The organism is Zemynaea arenosa (genome assembly GCF_004614185.1).
GTDB lineage: Bacteria > Pseudomonadota > Gammaproteobacteria > Burkholderiales > Burkholderiaceae_D > Telluria > Telluria arenosa.
This window is the reverse complement of the sequence record NZ_SPVF01000060.1, coordinates 1-15529: the sequence shown is the minus strand read 5'-3', so window position 1 is coordinate 15529 and position 15529 is coordinate 1. Positions and strand designations below refer to the sequence as shown.

Here is a 15529-nt window from a genome sequence, read left to right as displayed (position 1 = left end):
GTCTCCGGCCCGCAGGCGGGCGTAGGCGCGCGCCGCGGCCGCGACGTCCGCCCGGCGCGGGCGGACCCGCACCGAGGTGTAGCCGACCGCCACCCCATCCTTCATGATGGGCGCGGCGTTGGCCTCCACCCAGTAGAAGCCGCCGTGCTTGCTGCGGTTCTTGACCAGCCCGGTCCACGCCCGGCCGCCCTTGAGCGCGGCCCACATGTCGGCGAACGCCTCCGGCGGCATGTCCGGATGGCGGATGATGTTCTGCGGCGCCCCGAGCAGCTCCTCCTCGGAAAAGCCGCTGATGCGGATGAAGTCGTCGTTGACGTAGGTGATATTGCCCTTCAGGTCGGTCTTGGAGACCACCATGTCCTGCTCGGTGAGGACGTACTCGCTCGGGGTGACGGGAAGGTTGATACGCATCGGTTCTCTGCAATCGTTTGCGGGAACCGCAGACTACGGTGGAACAAGCGACTGTAAATATGACGCAGATCAAATTGTTGGCGAATTGCCAAGCCAATCTGGCGACAAATCTGCCCGAAAACCCGACATACCCCAAACATTCTTGTTGCGTCAAGTCCCGAACCACCCTATACTAGCCGGCTTCGGTATGAATTCGTCTTTTTAGGATTCGTACGTTTTTGGTAGTTCAACATCAGCCCCGCCCAATCGCAGGTGGGAATGGAGAAAAAATGAGCCTTGGCCTCCTCGGTCGCAAGGTTGGCATGATGCGTATCTTCACGGACGACGGGGATTCGATCCCTGTGACCGTGCTGGACGTGTCGAACAACCGTGTTGCGCAAGTCAAAACTCCTGAAACGGATGGTTACTCCGCTGTTCAGGTCGCATTCGGCCAGCGTCGCGCTTCCCGCGTGAACAAAGCCGCTGCGGGTCACTTCGCGAAAGCCGGCGTCGAAGCCGGTACCCTGCTGAAAGAATTCCGTGTCGACGCAGCGAAAGCTGCCGAACTGAAGGCTGGCGACACCGTCGCCGTGTCGCTGTTCGAAGTCGGCCAGAAGATCGACGTGCAAGGCACCTCGATCGGTAAGGGTTACGCCGGTACCATCAAGCGTTACAACTTCTCGTCGGGTCGCGCGACCCACGGTAACTCCCGTTCGCACAATGTGCCGGGTTCGATCGGTATGGCGCAGGATCCGGGCCGCGTGTTCCCGGGCAAGCGCATGACCGGTCACCTGGGCGACGTCACCGTCACCACCCAGAACCTGGAAATCGCCCGCATCGACGCCGACCGCCAGCTGCTGCTGGTCAAGGGTGCCGTGCCGGGTGCGAAGAATGGCCATGTGGTTGTGTCCCCGGCCGTCAAAGCTAAAGCAACGAAGGGGGCTTAATCCATGGAACTCAAGTTTCTGAATGAGCAAGGCCAGGCAGGTGCTGCCGTCAACGCCGCGGACACCGTCTTCGGCCGCGACTACAACGAAGCCCTGATCCACCAGGTCGTGGTCGCCTACGCCGCCAACGCGCGCTCGGGCAACCGCAAGCAGAAAGACCGCGAAGAAGTCAGCCACACCACCAAAAAGCCGTGGCGCCAGAAGGGCACCGGCCGTGCACGTGCTGGTATGTCGTCGTCCCCGCTGTGGCGCGGCGGCGGCCGCATCTTCCCGAATTCGCCGGAAGAGAACTTCACCCACAAGGTCAACAAGAAGATGTATCGCGCAGGTATCTGCTCGATCTTCTCGCAGCTGGCCCGTGAAGGCCGCCTGAACGTGATCGAAAGCCTGTCGATCGACGCCCCCAAGACCAAGCTGCTGTCGCAAAAGCTGCAGGGCATGGGCCTGGACCACGTGCTGGTGATCACCGACAACCTGGACGAGAACCTGCTGCTGGCCTCGCGCAACCTGCCGAACGTGCTGGTCGTCGAGCCGAAGATGGCCGATCCGATGTCGCTGGTGTTCTACAAGAAGATCCTGGTCACCAAGCCGGCCCTGGCCAAGATTGAGGAGATGTTCGCATGAACACCCAAACCAAATTTAGCGAAGAGCGCCTGATGAAGGTGCTGCTGGCGCCGGTCATTTCCGAGAAGGCGACCTTCGTCGCGGAAAAGAACGAGCAGATCGTGTTCAAGGTTCTGCCGGACGCGACCAAGCCGGAAATCAAGGCTGCCGTCGAGCTGCTGTTCAAAGTGGAAGTGGAATCGGTGCAGACCGTGAACCGTGAAGGCAAGCAGAAGCGTGCCGGCCGTTTCATGGGCCGCCGCAACCACACCAAGCGCGCTTTCGTGTGCCTGAAGCCGGGCCAGGAAATCAACTTTACCGAGGAGGCTGCATAAATGGCACTCGTTAAGATGAAGCCAACCTCCCCAGGCCGCCGCGGCATGGTGAAGGTGGTGAACTCGGACCTGTACAAAGGCCGTCCGTTCGCCGCCCTGGTTGAAAAGAAATCGAAGACTGCTGGCCGTAACAACAACGGTCACATCACCACCCGCCACATCGGCGGTGGCCACAAGCACCACTACCGCGTGGTGGACTTCAAGCGCAACAAGGACGGCATCCCGGCCAAGGTCGAGCGTATCGAGTACGACCCGAACCGCACCGCCCACATCGCGCTGGTCTGCTACGCCGACGGCGCGCGCCAGTACATCATCGCCTCCAAGGGCATGGCTGTGGGCGACACCGTCATGAACGGCTCGGAAGCGCCGATCAAGTCGGGCAACTGCCTGCCGATCCGCAACATCCCGGTCGGTACCACCATGCACTGCGTCGAGATGCTGCCGGGTAAAGGCGCGCAGATGGCGCGTACCGCCGGCGCCGGCGTGGTCCTGATGGCCCGCGAAGGCACCTACGCCCAGGTCCGCCTGCGCTCCGGTGAAGTGCGCCGCGTGCACATCGAGTGCCGCGCGACCGTTGGCGAAGTCGGCAACGGCGAGCACAACCTGCGCAAGATCGGTAAAGCCGGTGCGATGCGCTGGCGTGGTGTCCGCCCGACCGTCCGCGGTGTGGTGATGAACCCGATCGACCACCCGCACGGTGGTGGTGAGGGCCGTACCGCCGCCGGTCGTCATCCGGTTTCCCCATGGGGCCAGCAGACGAAGGGCAAGAAGACGCGTTCGAACAAGCGTACGTCGTCGATGATCGTCTCGCGCCGCGGCAAGAAATAAGGGATAACACATGACTCGTTCGTTGAAAAAAGGGCCGTTCATTGACGCCCACCTGGTGAAGAAGGTCGAAGCCGCGCAAGCGAGCAAGGACAAGAAGCCAGTCAAAACCTGGTCGCGCCGCTCGACGATCACCCCGGACTTCATCGGTCTGACGATCGCGGTACACAACGGCAAGATCCACGTGCCGGTGTACGTGTCCGAGAACATGGTTGGCCACAAGCTCGGTGAATTCGCGCTGACCCGTACGTTCAAGGGCCACGCCGCTGACAAGAAGGCGAAGAAATAATGGAAACCAAAGCTATCCTCAAAGGCGTGCGCCTGTCGGACCAGAAGGGCCGTCTGGTGGCTGACCTGATCCGTGGCAAGAAGGTGGATGCAGCACTGAACATCCTCCAGTTCAGCCCGAAAAAAGGCGCCACCATCATCAAGAAGGTGCTGGAGTCCGCCATCGCTAACGCCGAGCACAACGACGGCGCCGACATCGACGAGCTGAAAGTCGTCGAGATCTACGTCGAAAAGGGCCCGATCCTGAAGCGCTTCACGGCACGTGCCAAGGGCCGCGGTGATCGCATCTCGAAACAATCGTGTCACATCTACGTGACCGTCGGTAACTAAGGGGACACCATGGGACAGAAGATTCATCCGACTGGTTTCCGCCTGGCGGTCACCCGTAACTGGGCTTCGCGCTGGTACGCCGGCAACGGCAACTTCGCTTCGATGCTGAACGAAGACCTCCGTGCGCGCGAGTTCCTGAAGAAGAAGCTGAAGAACGCTTCGGTGGGCCGCGTGGTCATCGAGCGTCCGGCCAAGAACGCGCGCTTTACCGTGTACAGCTCGCGTCCTGGCGTCGTGATCGGCAAGAAGGGCGAGGACATCGAAGTCCTGAAGTCCTCCCTGACCAAGATCATGGGCGTGCCGGTGCACGTGAACATCGAAGAAATCCGCAAGCCGGAAATCGATGCGCAGCTGATCGCCGATTCCATTTCGCAGCAGCTGGAAAAGCGGATCATGTTCCGCCGCGCCATGAAGCGCGCGATGCAGAACGCGATGCGCCTGGGCGCGGTCGGTATCAAGATCATGTCGTCGGGCCGCCTGAACGGCATCGAGATCGCCCGCACCGAGTGGTACCGCGAAGGCCGTGTGCCCCTGCACACCCTGCGCGCCGATATCGACTACGGCACCAGCGAAGCCTCGACCACCTACGGCATCATCGGTGTGAAGGTGTGGGTCTACAAGGGTGACCGTTCGGCCACCGGCGAAGCCCCGGTCATCGACACCCCGGCCGACGAGAAGAAGCCGCGCGGTCCGCGCCGCGACGACGGCAAGCCGGGCGCCGGCCGTACCCGTCCGGGCGCGAAGCCGTCCAACGCCCCAGCAGGCCGCCGTGCTGCCAAGCCGGCTGCAGCTGAGAAAGCAGGAGAATAATCATGCTGCAACCAGCACGCAGGAAATATCGCAAAGAGCAGAAGGGCCGCAACACCGGCATTTCGCACGGCACCGGCACCAACGTGTCGTTCGGCGAGTTCGGCCTGAAGGCCACTCAGCGCGGCCGTATCACCGCACGCCAGATCGAATCGGCCCGTCGTGCGATGACCCGTCACATCAAGCGTGGCGGCCGCATCTGGATCCGGGTGTTCCCGGACAAGCCGATCTCGAACAAGCCCGCCGAAGTCCGTATGGGTAACGGTAAGGGTAACCCCGAGTACTACGTCGCCGAAATCCGTCCGGGCAAGGTCCTGTACGAGATGGACGGCGTGGCCGAAGAACTGGCGCGCGAAGCCTTCCGCCTGGCCGCTGCCAAACTGCCGCTGTCGACCACGTTCGTGGTGCGCCAGGTCGGCCAATAACAGGAGTGATTCATGAAAGCATCTGAACTCCGCGGCAAAGACCAGGACGCCCTGAAGAAAGAACTGGGCGACCTGCTGAAGGCCCAGTTCGGCCTGCGTATGCAAGCCGCTACGCAGCAGCTGACCAACACGGCCCAGCTGAAGAAGGTACGTCGCGACATCGCACGTGTGAAAACGGTAATGAACTCGAAGGAAGCAAAATGACTGATCAAGTGAAGCTGAAGCGGACGCTGATCGGTAAAGTTGTGTCCGACAAGATGGACAAGACCGTTACCGTGCTGATCGAGCGCCACGTCAAACATCCTCTGTACGGCAAGATCATCGTGCGCAGCAACAAGTACCACGCGCACGACGAGGCCAACACCGCGAAGACCGGCGACACCGTCGAAATCACGGAAGGCCGCCCGATCTCCAAGACGAAGGCATGGACCGTGACCCGCGTGGTGCAGACCGCGCAGGTGATCTAAGTAGCATCCTCCCCACGGTCGGAAGGCCGCGGGGAAATTAGCAGTTGCAGGCCCGCTGGTATTGTGCAATACTAGCGGGCTTCGTTCATGTATCGCCGCAAGTGGCTGCCCCAGGTGGCTGCGGTTCATCGAAGACGAAAGCTGTACCAGTAGTTTTTGGTAAGTCAATCACCCAATCCCGGGCTCCAGCAGGAGGCCGGCGGCGGGACCAAGACTGACCGCAGGCCCACAATGTGGGGTTTCTTCGGCTTAAGTTGGGAAAGAGATAACTATGATTCAAACTGAGAGCCGGCTCGAAGTGGCCGACAACACCGGTGCGAAAGAAGTTCTGTGCATCAAGGTGTTGGGTGGTTCCAAGCGCCGTTACGCGAGCATTGGCGACGTGATCAAGGTGACGGTGAAAGAAGCCGCACCGCGTGGCCGTGTGAAAAAAGGTGAAATTTACAACGCCGTGGTCGTTCGTACCGCCAAGGGCGTACGTCGTCAGGACGGTTCCCTGGTGAAGTTCGATGGCAACGCCGCCGTCCTGCTGAACGCCAAGCTGGAGCCGATCGGCACCCGTATCTTCGGGCCGGTGACGCGCGAGCTGCGCACCGAAAAGTTCATGAAGATCGTGTCCCTGGCACCTGAAGTTCTGTAAGGAGTCGACATGGATAAGATTCGTAAAAACGACGAAGTCATCGTTCTGACCGGCAAAGACAAGGGCAAGCGCGGTGTCGTGTCCCGTCGTGTCGATGCAGAGCACGTCGTGGTGGACGGCATCAACGTGGCCAAGAAGGCCGTGAAGCCGAACCCGATGACTGGTGTTACCGGCGGGATCGTCGACAAGGCGATGCCGATTCACGTGTCCAACGTTGCACTGTTCAACGCTGCGACTGGCAAGGCAGACCGCGTGGGCTTCAAGGATGTGGACGGCAAAAAAGTCCGCGTCTTCAAGTCCAACGGCGAAGTAGTGAAGGCTTAATAACATGGCACGTCTTCAGCAATTTTACAAAGACAAGGTCGTCGGCGAACTGACCGAGAAGTTCGGCTACAAGTCGCCGATGGAAGTTCCGCGCCTGACCAAGATCACCCTGAACATGGGTCTGTCGGAAGCAGTCGCCGACAAGAAGATCATCGAGCACGCGGTGGGCGACCTGACCAAGATCGCCGGCCAGAAGCCGGTGGTGACCAAGGCCCGCAAGGCGATCGCCGGCTTCAAGATCCGCGAAGGCTACCCGATCGGCACCATGGTGACCCTGCGCGGCGCCCGCATGTACGAGTTCCTGGACCGTTTCATCACCGTGGCCCTGCCGCGCGTGCGTGACTTCCGCGGCGTGAATGGCCGCTCGTTCGACGGCCGTGGCAACTACAACATCGGCGTCAAAGAGCAGATCATCTTCCCGGAAATCGAGTACGACAAGATCGACGCTCTGCGTGGCATGAACATCTCGATCACCACGACCGCGAAGACCGACGACGAAGCCAAAGCGCTGCTCGCCGCCTTTAAATTCCCGTTCAGGAACTAAGCAATCATGGCAAAACTCGCACTGATTAACCGTGAACAGAAGCGTGCAGACCTGGTGGAGAAATTCGCCGCAAAGCGTGCCGCTCTGAAGGCCATCATCGCCGACCAGTCCAAATCGGAAGAAGAGCGTTACGAAGCGCGCCTGAAACTGCAAGCGCTGCCGCGTAATTCGGCCCCGTCCCGCCAGCGTAACCGCTGCGCCATGACCGGCCGTCCGCGTGGCACCTTCCGCAAGTTCGGCCTGGCCCGCACCAAACTCCGTGAATTCGCCATGAAAGGCGAAATCCCGGGTATGACCAAAGCTAGCTGGTAATAGGAGAACAAAGCATGAGTATGAGCGATCCTATCGCCGATATGCTGACCCGCATTCGCAATGCCCAAGGCGTCAAGAAGACCGAAGTGGCCATGCCTTCCTCGAAGGTGAAAGTTGCGATCGCCAACGTCCTGAAAGACGAGGGTTACATTGAAGATTTCGCCGTCACCAACGAAGGTGGCAAGGCGGAACTGAAGATCGGTTTGAAGTATTACGTTGGCCGTCCGGTCATCGAGCGCCTCGAGCGCGTGTCCCGTCCTGGCCTGCGTGTCTACAAAGGCAAGAACGAAATCCCGACCGTCATGAACGGCCTGGGCGTGGCGATCGTGTCCACCCCGCAAGGCGTCATGACTGACCGCAAAGCACGGAGCACCGGCGTCGGTGGCGAAGTGATTTGCTACGTGGCGTAAGGAGTCAACGATGTCTCGAGTAGCTAAGATGCCGATCGCCGTGCCTGCGGGCACCGATGTGGCGATCAGCGCCGGCGCGATCACGGTCAAGGGCCCGCTGGGCTCGCTGACCCAGCCGCTGAACGGCCTGGTCAAAGTGGAAAACAACAACGGCACCCTGACCTTCGACGTGATCGATGAGTCGCGCGAGTCGAACGCGATGTCGGGCACCCTGCGCGCCCTGGTCAACAACATGGTGACCGGCGTGACCAAGGGCTTCGAGAAGAAGCTGTCGCTGGTCGGCGTGGGTTACAAGGCCACCGCGCAAGGCGACAAGCTGAACCTGTCGCTGGGCTTCTCGCACCCGGTGGTGCACCAGATGCCGGAAGGCGTGTCGGCCGCAACCCCGACCCCGACCGAGATCGTGATCAAGGGTATCGACCGCCAGAAGGTTGGCCAGGTCGCCGCCGAAGTGCGCGCTTACCGCTCCCCTGAGCCCTACAAGGGCAAGGGCGTCCGCTATGTGGACGAAGTGGTCAAGCTCAAAGAAACCAAGAAGAAATAATAGGAACCGACATGGACAAGAAAGAATCCCGTCTGCGCCGTGGCCGTCAAACCCGCATCAAGATCGCGCAGCTCGGCGTGAACCGCCTGTCGGTGCACCGCACCAACCTGCACATCTATGCGAACCTGATTTCCCCGGACGCCAAAGTGCTGGTGTCGGCTTCCACCCTGGAAGCGGAAGTGCGCGCCGAACTGGCTGGCCAGACCGGCAAGGGCGGCAACGTCGCCGCGGCCGCCCTGGTGGGCAAGCGCGTCGCCGAGAAGGCACTGAAAGCTGGAATCACCGAGGTCGCCTTCGACCGTTCCGGTTTCCGTTACCACGGCCGTGTCAAAGCGCTGGCAGATGCTGCCCGCGAAGCCGGCCTGAAGTTCTAAGGAAGAAGCGTCATGGCAAAAATGCAAGCAAAAATGCAGAGCGACAAGCCGGATGACGGCATGCGCGAAAAAATGATCGCGATCAACCGCGTCACCAAGGTGGTGAAGGGTGGTCGGATCATGGGTTTCGCGGCGCTGACCGTGGTCGGTGACGGCGATGGCCGCATCGGCATGGGCAAGGGCAAGTCGAAGGAAGTCCCGGTCGGGGTGCAGAAGGCGATGGAAGAAGCGCGCCGCAACCTGATCAAGGTTCCGCTCAAGAACGGCACCCTGCAGCACACCGTCGAAGGCCGCCACGGCGCCTCGCGCGTGATGATGTCGCCGGCCAAGCCGGGTACCGGCGTGATCGCGGGCGGCGCCATGCGCGCGATCTTCGAAGTGATGGGCGTGACCGACGTGGTCGCCAAGTCGACCGGTTCCTCGAACCCGTACAACCTGGTGCGTGCGACCCTGAACGGCCTGTCCAAGATGAGCACTCCGGCTGACATCGCTGCCAAGCGCGGCAAGTCGGTCGAAGAGATCCTCGGTTAAGGAGTAAACGACATGGCAAATACCGTCAAAGTGAAACTGGTCAAGGGCCTGATCGGCACCCGCCAGGACCACCGCGCCACCGTGCGCGGCCTGGGCCTGCGCCGCGTGAACTCGGTCTCCGAGCTGCAGGACACCCCGTCCGTGCGCGGCATGATCAACAAAGTCGCTTACCTCGTGAAAGTTGTTTCGTAAGCTTCGGCTGACGAACGGAGAAAACAATGGAACTCAATACCATTCAACCGGCCGATGGCGCGAAACACGCCAAGCGCCGCGTCGGCCGTGGCATCGGTTCGGGTCTGGGCAAGACCGCGGGCCGTGGCCACAAGGGTCAGAAGTCGCGTTCGGGCGGCTTCCACAAGGTCGGTTTCGAAGGCGGCCAGATGCCGCTGCAGCGCCGTCTGCCGAAGCGTGGCTTCAAATCGCTGAACGCCACCTTCAAGGCCGAAGTGCGCCTGTCCGACCTGAACGCCCTGGCCGTGACCGACATCGACCTCGTCGTGCTGAAGCAAGCCGGCGTGCTGCCGGTGCTGGCGCGCGACGTGCGTGTGATCGTGTCCGGCGAGATCACCAAAGCGGTGAACCTCAAGGGCATCAAGGCAACGGCGGGTGCGAAGGCAGCCATCGAAGCGGCAGGCGGTTCGGTCGCGTAATTGCGGCCCGCTTGATTCGGAGCATTAATGGCGACTAATTCACAACTCGGTAAGAGCGCGGCAGCCGGTTTCCCGTGGAGCCGTCTGTGGTTCTTGCTCGGCGCGTTGGTCGTGTACCGCATCGGGGCCCACGTCCCGGTGCCCGGCATCGATCCGGTGCAGCTGGCGGCGCTGTTCAAGCAGAACGAAGGCGGCATCCTGGGGCTGTTCAACATGTTCTCGGGTGGCGCGTTGTCCCGCTTCACGGTGTTCGCCCTCGGCATCACGCCCTACATCTCGGCCTCGATCATCATGCAGCTGGTGTCGATCGTCTCGCCGCAGATGGAAGCGCTGAAGAAGGAAGGCGAGTCGGGCCGCCGCAAGATCACCCAGTACACGCGCTACTTCACGGTGGCGCTGGCGATGTTCCAGGCGTTCGGCATTGCCGTCGCGCTGGAGGCACAGCCGGGGCTGGTAATCGATCCGGGCATGGCGTTCCGCTTCGTGACCGTCGTGACGCTGCTGACCGGGACCATGTTCCTGATGTGGCTCGGCGAGCAGATCACCGAGCGCGGCCTGGGCAACGGTATCTCGATCATCATCTTTGCCGGTATCGCAGCCGGTCTGCCGAACGCGCTGGGGAGCATGTTCTCCCAGGTGTCGACCGGTTCGATCAGCCCGTTCTCGGCGATCGTGATCGTGGCGCTGGTGGCGGTCGTGACTTACGTCGTGGTGTTCGTGGAGCGGGGCCAGCGCAAGATCCTGGTCAACTATGCGAAGCGCCAGGTGGGCAACAAGGTGTACGGTGGGCAAGCGTCCCACCTGCCGCTGAAGCTCAACATGGCCGGCGTGATCCCGCCGATCTTCGCCTCGTCGATCATCCTGTTCCCGTCCACCATCCTGGACTGGTTCGCGCGCGGGTCCGATCCGAACAACCGCTTTGTCGTCTTCCTGAAGGACGTGGCGGCTTCGATGACGCCGGGTGAGCCGCTGCATGCCCTGCTGTACGCCGTCGCGATCGTGTTCTTCTGCTTCTTCTACACCGCACTGGTGTTCAATAGCAAGGAGACCGCGGACAACTTGAAGAAGAGCGGTGCGTTTGTGCCGGGCATCCGCCCGGGTGAGCAGACTGCACGCTACATCGACAAGATCCTGATGCGTTTGACGCTGGCCGGTGCGGTGTACATCACCCTGGTCTGCCTGCTGCCGGAATTCATGCAGGCCCAGTGGAAGGTGTCGTTCTACTTCGGTGGCACGTCGCTCCTGATTCTCGTGGTGGTCACCATGGACTTCATGGCCCAGGTGCAGAACTACGTGATGTCGCAGCAATATGAGTCGCTGCTGCGCAAGGCCAACTTCAAGGGCGGTATGCCGACCCGCTGAAGCCCCGCACAGGAGAGAACAGACCGAATGGCAAAAGACGACGTCATCCAGATGCAGGGGGAGATCCTTGAGAATCTCCCGAATGCAACGTTTCGAGTCAAGCTGGAAAACGGCCACGTGGTACTGGGCCACATCAGCGGCAAGATGCGGATGAATTACATCCGCATCCTCCCGGGCGACAAAGTGACGGTGGAACTGACCCCGTACGACCTGTCCCGGGCGCGGATCGTGTTCCGCACCAAGTAAGTTATAGATAACGAACCGAAAAAAGAGAGTGCAAAATGAAAGTTAACGCTTCAGTCAAGCGCATCTGCCGCAACTGCAAGATCATCAAGCGCAAGGGCATCGTGCGGGTCATCTGCATCGAGCCGCGCCACAAGCAGCGTCAAGGTTAATCAGTCAGATCGAGGAATAACGAATGGCACGTATTGCAGGGGTTAATATCCCCAACCATCAGCACACCGTGATTGGCCTGACCGCCATCTACGGCATTGGCCGTCCGCGTTCGCAGAAGATCTGCGAGGCCACCGGCGTTGCGACCAACAAGAAGGTCAAGGACCTGAACGACAACGAACTCGAAAAGCTGCGTGACGAGATCGCCAAGTTCGTGGTCGAGGGCGATCTGCGCCGTGAGCTGTCCATGAACATCAAGCGTTTGATGGACCTGGGCTGCTACCGCGGCATGCGTCACCGTAAGGGCCTGCCGGTCCGCGGCCAGCGCACCCGCACCAATGCACGGACCCGCAAGGGCCCGCGCAAGGCAGCACAAGCTCTGAAGAAATAATCCTTAGGAAGAGACCATGGCCAAGCAACAAAGCAGCGCAGCCGCAGCCCGCGTGCGCAAGAAAGTCAAGAAGAACGTTGCCGAGGGCATCGCCCACGTGCACGCGTCCTTCAACAACACCATCATCACCATCACCGACCGCCAGGGCAACGCCCTGTCGTGGGCAACCTCGGGTGGCGCTGGCTTCAAGGGTTCGCGCAAATCGACCCCGTTCGCAGCCCAGGTCGCTGCTGAAGCGGCCGGCAAGGTCGCTCAGGAATATGGTGTGAAGAACCTGGAAGTGCGCATCAAGGGCCCGGGCCCGGGCCGTGAATCGGCTGTGCGCGCGCTGAACAACCTGGGCATCAAGATCACCGAGATCCAGGACGTGACGCCGGTGCCGCACAACGGCTGCCGTCCGCCGAAGCGCCGCCGTATCTAAGCTGCGCGGCTGGGCTGGCCGTATGACCCGCCCCGCCAACACCGACAAGCCGGTGCAGAATGGCCCGAAATGGGTTATACTGCCCGGCTATTGTCGCCTGCCATCATAGGCTGGCGGCTTTTTCAGCCACGTTTGGCTCATCCCCCCACGCGCAGCGCGGGGTCGAGACCAAACTAGCGTCTGGTGCAGGGCCTGGCCCTGTTCTCGGGACGTCATTCAAACACAACAAAGGATTTACTGTGGCACGTTATATCGGACCCAAAGCCAAACTGTCCCGCCGCGAAGGCACGGACCTGTTCCTCAAGAGCGCCCGCCGCTCGCTCGACTCGAAGTGCAAGCTGGAGACCAAACCTGGCCAGCACGGCGTGAAGTCGGGTGCCCGCACCTCCGACTACGGCAACCAGCTGCGCGAAAAGCAGAAGGTCAAGCGTATCTACGGCGTGCTGGAGCGCCAATTCCGCCGCTACTTCGCCGAAGCTGACCGCCGCAAGGGCAACACTGGTGAGACCCTGCTGCAACTGCTGGAACAGCGCCTGGACAACGTCGCCTACCGCATGGGCTTCGGCTCGACCCGTTCGGAAGCCCGCCAGCTGGTGTCGCACAAGGCGTTCACCGTGAACGGCAAGGTCGTGAACATCCCGTCCTACTCCGTCAAGAAGGGCGACGTGATCGCCGTGCGCGACAAGGCCAAGAAGCAGGCCCGCATCATCGAAGCTCTCTCGCTGGCCGAGCAGGGCGGCATGCCGAGCTGGGTCTCGGTCGACGCCAAGAAGATGGAAGGCACCTTCCGCACCTTCCCGGAGCGTAACGAGCTGTTCGGTGACGTCAACGAATCGCTGATCGTCGAACTGTATTCGCGTTAATCGTGAAGGGGCCGGGCGCCCCTTTCCGGCGGTTGATGAGGGGCGCCAGCGCCCCTTGGCAATCCTGCAGGACCCGCCTGCGTCCCCGTTGGGGCCGCGGGCTTTTTCAATAATGCCATCAGCCTTATCGGTGTAACGAGCCGAGGGTAATGAAAAGGACATTTCATGCAAAACAGTCTGTTGAAGCCGCGTATCATCGATGTAGAAGCACTGGGCCCTGGCAATGCCAAGGTGGTGATGGAGCCGTTCGAGCGTGGCTATGGCCACACCCTCGGCAACGCCCTGCGCCGTGTCCTGCTCTCGTCCATGGTCGGCTTTGCGCCCACCGAAGTGACCATCGCCGGCGTCGTGCACGAGTACTCCTCGCTGGACGGCGTGCAGGAAGACGTGGTCGACCTGCTGCTGAACCTGAAGGGCGTCGTGTTCAAGGTCCACAACCGTGATGCCGTGACCCTGACCCTGAAGAAGGAAGGCGAGGGCCCCGTGCTGGCGTCGGACATCGACCTGCCGCATGACGTGGAACTGATCAACCCGGATCACGTGATCGCCCACCTGACCGCTGGCGGCAAGCTGGACATGCAGATCAAGGTCGAAAAGGGCCGTGGCTATGTGCCGGGTAACGTGCGCCGCCTGTCGGAAGACACCAACAAGACCATCGGCCGCATCATCCTGGACGCCTCGTTCTCGCCGGTGCGCCGCGTGTCGTACGCCGTCGAATCCGCCCGCGTCGAGCAGCGTACCGACCTGGACAAGCTGATCATCAACATCGAGACCAACGGCGTCATCACCCCGGAAGAGGCGATCCGCCAGTCGGCCCGCGTGCTGGTGGACCAGCTGAACGTGTTCGCCGCCCTGGAAGGCACCGAAGCCACCACCGAGGCACCGTCGCGTGCACCGCTGGTCGATCCGATCCTGCTGCGTCCGGTGGACGACCTGGAGCTGACCGTCCGTTCGGCGAACTGCCTGAAGGCCGAGAACATCTACTACATCGGCGACCTGATCCAGCGTTCCGAGAACGAGCTGCTGAAGACCCCGAACCTGGGCCGCAAGTCGCTCAACGAGATCAAGGAAGTCCTGGCTTCCCGTGGTCTGACCCTCGGCATGAAGCTGGAAAACTGGCCGCCGGCTGGTCTGGAAAAGTAATACTTTCGCCCGAAAGTGCACCCCTACTTTCGGGCGGAATCACCCAAAAAGGACTGGCAAAGCCAGATCCTTTTTGGACAAATTAACCCCCTAAGAACCGGCCCGCGCGTGTTGCGATCGAAGAGCTGGGATAAAACTTGAAAGGTAATACATCATGCGTCACCGTCACGGCCTCCGTAAGCTGAACCGCACCTCCGCACACCGCCTCGCGATGCTGCGCAACATGACCGTTTCCCTGCTGCGTCACGAAGCGATCAAGACCACCGTCCCGAAAGCCAAGGAACTGCGCCGCGTCGTCGAGCCGATCCTGACCCTGGGCAAGAACGACACCCTGGCGAACAAGCGCCTGGCCTTCTCCCGTCTGCGTGACCGCGAGATGGTCCTGAAGCTGTTCAACGAACTGGGCCCGCGCTACGCCAACCGCAACGGCGGCTACCTGCGCATCCTGAAGATGGGTTTCCGCGTCGGCGACAACGCTCCGATGGCCTTCGTCGAGCTGGTTGACCGTCCGGACATGACCGAAGCAGTGGACGTCGAAGGCGCGGCTGAGTAAGCATCGCTGAAGCGTCATAAAGGAAAGTCAGGCTGCGGCCTGACTTTTTTTTCGCCTGAACCCGCGTACGAAAAATGGGCATTGACCGCATGGAGGCTTGCACAGGTGTACCATTTCGGATGCAGCGGGCCGCGCCCGCGAGAATTTGCAAGGACGTCATGAACCGTAATCTGTTCCACCGCTGGGGCCGCGGAGCTCTCGCGCTGCTGCTGGTCCTGTTGAGCCTGTCGATGGCCGCGCCGTGCGCGCGGGCGCAAGAGTTCCTCGATCCGGCCGACGCTTTCAAGATGTCGGCGCAGATGATCGACGGGCAGACCGTGGCGGTGACCTACGAGATCGCCGACGGATACTACATGTACCGCGAGCGGTTCAAATTTGTCGCCGCAGGCGCCAAGCTGGGCGTGCCGCAGTTCCCCGCGGGGACAGTGCACTTCGATGAGAACTTCGGCAAGAACGTCGAGACGTACAAGCGCTCGGTGACGATCCGGATGCCGGTGCAGGCGCAAGGGATGTTCACGCTGACCGTGACCGGCCAGGGCTGCGCCGATGCCGGGCTGTGCTATCCGCCACAGGATGCCACGGTGCGCCTGGTCGCCGCCTCGCCTGCGGCTGCGGCCGGCGACGGCGGCGGCGGGGCTGACGGCGGCGCGGACAAGG

Annotated in this window: 30 protein-coding genes; 29 read left to right on the top strand and 1 reads right to left on the bottom strand. The window is 61.5% G+C overall.

Translation table 11 applies throughout. The features are described from left to right. Positions 1-411: PAS domain-containing protein (locus E4L96_RS04000; protein WP_135205938.1), on the bottom strand; the 411-nt coding region annotated here is incomplete at its 3' end. A gap of 269 nt (positions 412-680) precedes the next feature. Between E4L96_RS04000 and rplC the strand changes: the two genes are divergently transcribed. The 29 genes from rplC to E4L96_RS03855 form a co-directional block, all read left to right on the top strand. Next, a complete protein-coding gene (gene rplC / locus E4L96_RS03995) occupies positions 681-1337 on the top strand; it encodes a 50S ribosomal protein L3 (protein ID WP_135205937.1) in 657 nt (218 codons plus the stop codon). Between the two features lie 3 nt (positions 1338-1340). Next, positions 1341-1961 (top strand): 50S ribosomal protein L4, encoded by a 621-nt coding sequence (gene rplD, locus E4L96_RS03990; RefSeq protein WP_135205936.1) that lies wholly within the window; start codon positions 1341-1343, stop codon positions 1959-1961. Beyond that, positions 1958-2275 carry a 50S ribosomal protein L23 gene (gene rplW, locus E4L96_RS03985; RefSeq protein WP_135205935.1) on the top strand — a complete coding sequence of 106 codons (318 nt, stop codon included), beginning with the start codon at positions 1958-1960 and terminating at the stop codon, positions 2273-2275. Before rplD ends, rplW begins: the two co-directional genes overlap by 4 nt. Further along, positions 2276-3103, top strand: a complete 828-nt coding sequence (rplB, locus tag E4L96_RS03980) for a 50S ribosomal protein L2 (RefSeq protein WP_135205934.1) — start codon at positions 2276-2278, stop codon at positions 3101-3103. It abuts the gene before it with no gap. Between the two features lie 10 nt (positions 3104-3113). Further along, positions 3114-3389 carry a 30S ribosomal protein S19 gene (rpsS, locus tag E4L96_RS03975; RefSeq protein WP_135205933.1) on the top strand — a complete coding sequence of 92 codons (276 nt, stop codon included), beginning with the start codon at positions 3114-3116 and terminating at the stop codon, positions 3387-3389. Then, positions 3386-3718: a 50S ribosomal protein L22 gene (gene rplV, locus E4L96_RS03970; RefSeq protein ID WP_181017582.1), complete on the top strand. Its 333-nt coding sequence runs from the start codon at positions 3386-3388 to the stop codon at positions 3716-3718. The genes rpsS and rplV overlap by 4 nt, the downstream gene beginning before the upstream one ends. 9 nt (positions 3719-3727) lie before the next feature. Further along, positions 3728-4528: a 30S ribosomal protein S3 gene (gene rpsC, locus E4L96_RS03965; protein ID WP_135205931.1), complete on the top strand. Its 801-nt coding sequence runs from the start codon at positions 3728-3730 to the stop codon at positions 4526-4528. A 2-nt stretch (positions 4529-4530) separates the two neighbouring features. Continuing rightward, positions 4531-4950 (top strand): 50S ribosomal protein L16, encoded by a 420-nt coding sequence (rplP, locus tag E4L96_RS03960; RefSeq protein WP_135205930.1) that lies wholly within the window; start codon positions 4531-4533, stop codon positions 4948-4950. Between the two features lie 12 nt (positions 4951-4962). Next, the gene (gene rpmC, locus E4L96_RS03955) at positions 4963-5154 is read left to right on the top strand and encodes a 50S ribosomal protein L29 (RefSeq protein ID WP_135205929.1); all 192 of its coding nucleotides are present in this window, start codon (positions 4963-4965) and stop codon (positions 5152-5154) included. Beyond that, positions 5151-5417, top strand: coding sequence for a 30S ribosomal protein S17 (gene rpsQ / locus E4L96_RS03950; RefSeq protein ID WP_135205928.1), 267 nt, complete (start codon positions 5151-5153; stop codon positions 5415-5417). Before rpmC ends, rpsQ begins: the two co-directional genes overlap by 4 nt. Positions 5418-5688: 271 nt before the next feature. Beyond that, a complete protein-coding gene (gene rplN, locus E4L96_RS03945; protein WP_135205927.1) occupies positions 5689-6057 on the top strand; it encodes a 50S ribosomal protein L14 in 369 nt (122 codons plus the stop codon). A 9-nt stretch (positions 6058-6066) separates the two neighbouring features. Then, a complete protein-coding gene (gene rplX / locus E4L96_RS03940; protein ID WP_135205926.1) occupies positions 6067-6381 on the top strand; it encodes a 50S ribosomal protein L24 in 315 nt (104 codons plus the stop codon). 4 nt (positions 6382-6385) lie between these two features. Next, the gene (rplE, locus tag E4L96_RS03935) at positions 6386-6925 is read left to right on the top strand and encodes a 50S ribosomal protein L5 (RefSeq protein WP_135205925.1); all 540 of its coding nucleotides are present in this window, start codon (positions 6386-6388) and stop codon (positions 6923-6925) included. 6 nt (positions 6926-6931) lie between these two features. Further along, positions 6932-7237: a 30S ribosomal protein S14 gene (gene rpsN / locus E4L96_RS03930; RefSeq protein WP_135205924.1), complete on the top strand. Its 306-nt coding sequence runs from the start codon at positions 6932-6934 to the stop codon at positions 7235-7237. Between the two features lie 14 nt (positions 7238-7251). Continuing rightward, a complete protein-coding gene (gene rpsH, locus E4L96_RS03925; RefSeq protein ID WP_135205923.1) occupies positions 7252-7647 on the top strand; it encodes a 30S ribosomal protein S8 in 396 nt (131 codons plus the stop codon). Between the two features lie 10 nt (positions 7648-7657). Next, the gene (gene rplF / locus E4L96_RS03920; RefSeq protein ID WP_135205922.1) at positions 7658-8191 is read left to right on the top strand and encodes a 50S ribosomal protein L6; all 534 of its coding nucleotides are present in this window, start codon (positions 7658-7660) and stop codon (positions 8189-8191) included. Positions 8192-8202: 11 nt separating this feature from the next. Then, positions 8203-8565, top strand: a complete 363-nt coding sequence (gene rplR / locus E4L96_RS03915) for a 50S ribosomal protein L18 (protein WP_135205921.1) — start codon at positions 8203-8205, stop codon at positions 8563-8565. Positions 8566-8577: 12 nt separating this feature from the next. Next, positions 8578-9096 carry a 30S ribosomal protein S5 gene (gene rpsE, locus E4L96_RS03910; RefSeq protein ID WP_135205920.1) on the top strand — a complete coding sequence of 173 codons (519 nt, stop codon included), beginning with the start codon at positions 8578-8580 and terminating at the stop codon, positions 9094-9096. Positions 9097-9108: 12 nt separating this feature from the next. Continuing rightward, positions 9109-9288, top strand: coding sequence for a 50S ribosomal protein L30 (rpmD, locus tag E4L96_RS03905; protein WP_036246278.1), 180 nt, complete (start codon positions 9109-9111; stop codon positions 9286-9288). A gap of 26 nt (positions 9289-9314) precedes the next feature. Next, positions 9315-9746, top strand: a complete 432-nt coding sequence (gene rplO / locus E4L96_RS03900) for a 50S ribosomal protein L15 (protein WP_135205919.1) — start codon at positions 9315-9317, stop codon at positions 9744-9746. 27 nt (positions 9747-9773) lie between these two features. Beyond that, the gene (gene secY, locus E4L96_RS03895) at positions 9774-11108 is read left to right on the top strand and encodes a preprotein translocase subunit SecY (RefSeq protein WP_135205918.1); all 1335 of its coding nucleotides are present in this window, start codon (positions 9774-9776) and stop codon (positions 11106-11108) included. Positions 11109-11135: 27 nt separating this feature from the next. After that, the gene (gene infA / locus E4L96_RS03890) at positions 11136-11354 is read left to right on the top strand and encodes a translation initiation factor IF-1 (RefSeq protein WP_005663428.1); all 219 of its coding nucleotides are present in this window, start codon (positions 11136-11138) and stop codon (positions 11352-11354) included. Between the two features lie 35 nt (positions 11355-11389). Further along, on the top strand, positions 11390-11503 hold the full coding sequence (gene rpmJ, locus E4L96_RS03885; RefSeq protein ID WP_135205917.1) for a 50S ribosomal protein L36: 114 nt from the start codon (positions 11390-11392) through the stop codon (positions 11501-11503). 23 nt (positions 11504-11526) lie between these two features. Then, positions 11527-11892, top strand: a complete 366-nt coding sequence (gene rpsM / locus E4L96_RS03880) for a 30S ribosomal protein S13 (protein WP_135205916.1) — start codon at positions 11527-11529, stop codon at positions 11890-11892. Between the two features lie 16 nt (positions 11893-11908). Continuing rightward, the gene (rpsK, locus tag E4L96_RS03875) at positions 11909-12313 is read left to right on the top strand and encodes a 30S ribosomal protein S11 (RefSeq protein ID WP_135205915.1); all 405 of its coding nucleotides are present in this window, start codon (positions 11909-11911) and stop codon (positions 12311-12313) included. Positions 12314-12552: 239 nt separating this feature from the next. Continuing rightward, on the top strand, positions 12553-13176 hold the full coding sequence (rpsD, locus tag E4L96_RS03870; RefSeq protein WP_135205914.1) for a 30S ribosomal protein S4: 624 nt from the start codon (positions 12553-12555) through the stop codon (positions 13174-13176). A gap of 165 nt (positions 13177-13341) precedes the next feature. After that, entirely contained in the window at positions 13342-14319 is a 978-nt protein-coding gene (locus tag E4L96_RS03865; protein ID WP_135205913.1) for a DNA-directed RNA polymerase subunit alpha, read from the top strand. 154 nt (positions 14320-14473) lie between these two features. Next, positions 14474-14872 carry a 50S ribosomal protein L17 gene (rplQ, locus tag E4L96_RS03860; RefSeq protein WP_135205912.1) on the top strand — a complete coding sequence of 133 codons (399 nt, stop codon included), beginning with the start codon at positions 14474-14476 and terminating at the stop codon, positions 14870-14872. Positions 14873-15030: 158 nt separating this feature from the next. After that, the coding region (locus E4L96_RS03855) for a protein-disulfide reductase DsbD N-terminal domain-containing protein (protein ID WP_181017581.1) at positions 15031-15529 on the top strand (499 nt) is incomplete at its 3' end.

Coding starts and splice junctions, on each gene's coding strand:
- rpsS (WP_135205933.1), top strand. CDS start 3,114: ATGACTCGTTCGTTGAAAAAAGGGCCGTTCATTGACGCCCACCTGGTG.
- rpsM (WP_135205916.1), top strand. CDS start 11,527: ATGGCACGTATTGCAGGGGTTAATATCCCCAACCATCAGCACACCGTG.
- rplC (WP_135205937.1), top strand. CDS start 681: ATGAGCCTTGGCCTCCTCGGTCGCAAGGTTGGCATGATGCGTATCTTC.
- rpmC (WP_135205929.1), top strand. CDS start 4,963: ATGAAAGCATCTGAACTCCGCGGCAAAGACCAGGACGCCCTGAAGAAA.
- rplP (WP_135205930.1), top strand. CDS start 4,531: ATGCTGCAACCAGCACGCAGGAAATATCGCAAAGAGCAGAAGGGCCGC.
- rplF (WP_135205922.1), top strand. CDS start 7,658: ATGTCTCGAGTAGCTAAGATGCCGATCGCCGTGCCTGCGGGCACCGAT.
- rpsK (WP_135205915.1), top strand. CDS start 11,909: ATGGCCAAGCAACAAAGCAGCGCAGCCGCAGCCCGCGTGCGCAAGAAA.
- E4L96_RS03865 (WP_135205913.1), top strand. CDS start 13,342: ATGCAAAACAGTCTGTTGAAGCCGCGTATCATCGATGTAGAAGCACTG.
- rpsC (WP_135205931.1), top strand. CDS start 3,728: ATGGGACAGAAGATTCATCCGACTGGTTTCCGCCTGGCGGTCACCCGT.
- rplE (WP_135205925.1), top strand. CDS start 6,386: ATGGCACGTCTTCAGCAATTTTACAAAGACAAGGTCGTCGGCGAACTG.
- rpsH (WP_135205923.1), top strand. CDS start 7,252: ATGAGTATGAGCGATCCTATCGCCGATATGCTGACCCGCATTCGCAAT.
- rplR (WP_135205921.1), top strand. CDS start 8,203: ATGGACAAGAAAGAATCCCGTCTGCGCCGTGGCCGTCAAACCCGCATC.
- rplN (WP_135205927.1), top strand. CDS start 5,689: ATGATTCAAACTGAGAGCCGGCTCGAAGTGGCCGACAACACCGGTGCG.
- rpsN (WP_135205924.1), top strand. CDS start 6,932: ATGGCAAAACTCGCACTGATTAACCGTGAACAGAAGCGTGCAGACCTG.
- rpsE (WP_135205920.1), top strand. CDS start 8,578: ATGGCAAAAATGCAAGCAAAAATGCAGAGCGACAAGCCGGATGACGGC.
- infA (WP_005663428.1), top strand. CDS start 11,136: ATGGCAAAAGACGACGTCATCCAGATGCAGGGGGAGATCCTTGAGAAT.
- rplD (WP_135205936.1), top strand. CDS start 1,341: ATGGAACTCAAGTTTCTGAATGAGCAAGGCCAGGCAGGTGCTGCCGTC.
- secY (WP_135205918.1), top strand. CDS start 9,774: ATGGCGACTAATTCACAACTCGGTAAGAGCGCGGCAGCCGGTTTCCCG.
- rpsQ (WP_135205928.1), top strand. CDS start 5,151: ATGACTGATCAAGTGAAGCTGAAGCGGACGCTGATCGGTAAAGTTGTG.
- rplX (WP_135205926.1), top strand. CDS start 6,067: ATGGATAAGATTCGTAAAAACGACGAAGTCATCGTTCTGACCGGCAAA.
- rpmJ (WP_135205917.1), top strand. CDS start 11,390: ATGAAAGTTAACGCTTCAGTCAAGCGCATCTGCCGCAACTGCAAGATC.
- rplQ (WP_135205912.1), top strand. CDS start 14,474: ATGCGTCACCGTCACGGCCTCCGTAAGCTGAACCGCACCTCCGCACAC.
- rplO (WP_135205919.1), top strand. CDS start 9,315: ATGGAACTCAATACCATTCAACCGGCCGATGGCGCGAAACACGCCAAG.
- rpmD (WP_036246278.1), top strand. CDS start 9,109: ATGGCAAATACCGTCAAAGTGAAACTGGTCAAGGGCCTGATCGGCACC.
- rplB (WP_135205934.1), top strand. CDS start 2,276: ATGGCACTCGTTAAGATGAAGCCAACCTCCCCAGGCCGCCGCGGCATG.
- rplW (WP_135205935.1), top strand. CDS start 1,958: ATGAACACCCAAACCAAATTTAGCGAAGAGCGCCTGATGAAGGTGCTG.